The organism is uncultured Aquimarina sp. (assembly GCF_947492115.1).
Lineage (GTDB): Bacteria > Bacteroidota > Bacteroidia > Flavobacteriales > Flavobacteriaceae > Aquimarina.
Genome location: NZ_CANLMM010000029.1, coordinates 1 through 3,474, shown reverse-complemented (window position 1 = coordinate 3,474; position 3,474 = coordinate 1). Strand labels below are relative to the sequence as shown.

General features: G+C 30.5%; 3 protein-coding genes. All 3 read left to right on the top strand.

The genetic code is table 11. The features are described from left to right. Window positions 1-127: 127 nt before the first annotated feature. The 3 genes from Q1A73_RS24310 (at window position 128) to Q1A73_RS24300 (ending at window position 3,332) form a co-directional block, all read left to right on the top strand. Window positions 128-1,000, top strand: coding sequence for a hypothetical protein (locus Q1A73_RS24310; protein ID WP_299611367.1), 873 nt, complete (start codon window positions 128-130; stop codon window positions 998-1,000). Between the two features lie 182 nt (window positions 1,001-1,182). Further along, complete coding sequence (locus Q1A73_RS24305; protein WP_299611364.1) at window positions 1,183-1,803, top strand: hypothetical protein; 621 nt, start codon at window positions 1,183-1,185, stop codon at window positions 1,801-1,803. 716 nt (window positions 1,804-2,519) lie between these two features. Beyond that, window positions 2,520-3,332 carry a hypothetical protein gene (locus tag Q1A73_RS24300; RefSeq protein ID WP_299611361.1) on the top strand — a complete coding sequence of 271 codons (813 nt, stop codon included), beginning with the start codon at window positions 2,520-2,522 and terminating at the stop codon, window positions 3,330-3,332. The last annotated feature ends 142 nt before the right edge of the window (window positions 3,333-3,474 follow it).

The window sequence follows — 3,474 nt, the reverse complement described above, 5'->3', positions numbered from 1 at the left end:
AATAAAAAACTAATGCTAACAATTTGTATAGTGCATAGCACCCTACGGGATACTACGACACCATACAAGAAACGTTGCCAGTAATTTGATGAAACAAACATTTTTTCTAATATCAATCTTTTTGAGTTTGAATTTATTCGGACAAAAACCGACTGAAAAAGTTGGAGAAATTGAGGTTGAATTAGTTGGACATAACTTCAAAAGAAATTCAAATTACGAATTGACCAAAAAGAAAACGAACCGAAAAAATCGACCCTTTTCAAAAATGTTTTTCGATTCAAATGGAATTTTGCTTAAATTAATAAGTTTTGGAAAACATCACAATACTGACTTGAGACTTTTAAACCAAATCAATATTTATAGTTACGATTCAAATGGTTTGAAAACTAAAGTTGACATTTGGGAAACGGATTACGATAAAAATCTATCATATCAGTTTTATAAAAAATATGATTTAGATAGCACAAAATCAAAGATTATTTCGGAAAAAATGTATGAAATTAAATCCGATACGATTTGCACTCAAACCGACTATTGGTATAATAAGAATGGTGAATATCAAGGCGTATTCTTTGATTCAACTTACTATTACAAAAGAGAATACAATGAAAAGAGAAATCTTTTAAAGTTACAGCAGATTTATAATGGAAAACTGAATTGGGAAACGAATTATTTTTATTCTGACAGTCAAAGAATTGGCCTATTCCAGACATATTATGATGACGGAAAAGATTACTCAAAAAAAGAAATTAGAACTTATGACAATCTTGGTCGTTTGATTGAAATCGAAGAATTGCAATTAACCAAAGATGGACTGGAAGAAAAGACTAAATACTATTATGGCAAAAATGGAATTGTTGAGAAAATTGAGGAATATGAATCTTATAACCGAGAAAATGGATATGAATTGATTTCATATCGTGAAATAAAAGTAAAAAGTAAGGTAATCGTTGACTCATCAATTGTAAAAAAAATAAATGAACAAATAATAACAGAATAAAAGACTACTGGCAACATTGTGTATATGCCATAGCCGCCTATCGGCAGGCTACAGGCACATACACCGACCGTTGTGCATAATTGTAAAAAAATAATAGTTGACTAACTCAAAAGAATAATTTACTCATTCTAATTTACACAATTGACCTAATAAACTTAGTTTCGAGTAAACTAATTCAATCGATGAAAAACATAATTTTATTTTTGATCCCATTATTAAGTCTTAATTTTTATTCTCAAAATCTTTCAGAAATTAATTCTGATCTTAATTTAACCGACTCTCTAACTTATGAAACTGAAGTTAGAATTTATCAAGGTGGAGGAATAACTAATTACTCTTCCCTCTTAAGAATGTTTAAGGATAAATCAGAAAAATGGACAGCGGAATTTCACGAACATTACGCAATAGTTGTTGGGCAAGTAGAGCTTCGGACTGAAAAGCAAACTCTAAAATCGAAAAATGATATGGAATTCGTTTTTCAAAATCTTACGCGGAGTCATATTTTGGATTTACCAAATGAATCTGAAATTAATTGGAAGTTAGTTACTCACGGAAATATTGAAAAGGTTGAACGCAATTTTCGCGGAAAAAAAATAGAAGAATATGAATTTTCACAGAAAAAAATTGCTATTCTGGATGGAGAAGGTTTTAAAATTCAAGTGACAGGTTGGGGTAAAAACAATGAGTTTGAATATTCTAATCCAGACGGTTATTTAAAACACTACCCCGAAATTGATGAATTGATTTATATGTGTGAGATATTAAATATTATCAGACACGAATTTGGAATTTGGAAAAATTAACTATGCACAACACTATATATATGTCATAGCAGCTAGATGAAGAATCGAAAGGTTAGTGTATATTTGGTAAGGCGCAATGCTTGCAGAATCGAAAAGTTAGCAATCAATGCTCAAAAAGATCGAAAAGCAAGGTAACATTTTGCCCTGCTACGACACATATATTAAACGTTATCCGTGCATTTTAGAAATCTGAAAAGCAAAACGAAAGCAACGGACGGTTAACCACACCGTGACTTGAGTAAGTTTGTGATGGTTAGTGTCTAATCGAGGAAAAAGCGATAAAAGAAACCAAAATTGAGGAGGATTACGGAGTAATAACGTGCTAAAAAATCGCTTTTTGGGCTGATCAGCTTCTGACGAAAAAAAGTTCAGGTTCATTTAGTAAGGTCTGTTACTAATCCAATGATTGCAAGGTGATCGCGAGAAGGAAAAAATAAAATTAACGGAGTAATAACGCAAGTAATATCACCTTGCTTCGTTAGTCTAGTAAGGTTAGTGACTGAAAAAAATAAACGCACGATAACAAGATATATGTGCCATAGCAGCTAAGTGATTAATCGAATGGTTCGTGTATATTTGGTAAGGCGCAATGCTTGCAGAAAGTAAAAGTTAGCAACCAATGCGCAAGAAAAAACATAAAGCAGGGTAACATTTTGCTCTGCTACGACACATATATAAAACGTTATGCTCAATACTTCAAAAACTGAATAACTTCAATGATAAAAATTAAGCTGAAACCGTCATTTCATAAATTTTCTTCAATTATATTGGACGAGAATGATATTGAATATGAAATTCATCCTAGGCTTAAAGACCTGAATGGGCTTGATAAAAAAGACAAATTAACAACAGCAGAATATCTTGAATTAAAAAAATTAAAGTCTTTTAATGAAGAGGCTGAAAAAGAACGTTATTCGGAAAAAAATAATATTCTCGATGAGAATATTTCCAAAAAGCTCCAAATAGAAGAATTGATTATTCAAATATTTGAAAAACCTCAAATTGATAAAAGAGCAATTCTTGACGGAATAGGAATTGAATGTAGTCTTAGCCAATCAGACTCTAAATCAAGAATAATAGAATTTCGTTCACCTGATATTGAAACTAGAGAATTCGAAATTATTAAAAACCTATTTTCAATCTTAAACGATTGTTTTACAAGTGGTCCTATTTTAAACCATCTTGAATTAATTCAAGGTTATTTTGGAATTGGAAAACAATGGAAAATCACAAATGAAAATCCACTGACAATAAGATTATTTGGAAGTTTAAGTATTTATGAAAAAGACCAATTAACCGAATTCTTTAAAACTTTAAAATCCAATGATTTGTTAATATTAGATCTTAGGAATTTGGATGGAATGGGATCTACATTTCACGAATGCTTTAAAAAGTTAATCGATAGAATGAAAGTCGTTTACTGGCTCGTTGAGGATAGAGAAAATGAACTATTAAATCGTCATTTTGATGAAATGGAAATACCGAGTGCTTATATATTGACTAATAAAGAAGAAATAATAGAAAAATAAAAGAGCATAACACTATATAACAAAACATAACTGCCCTTTAGGTCAGCAACGTTTGTTATATTAAACGTTGTACCTAATACCACTACGAAACTCAATGAAACTCAATGAAACTCAATAAAAGCATTTATACATTACTAATTTT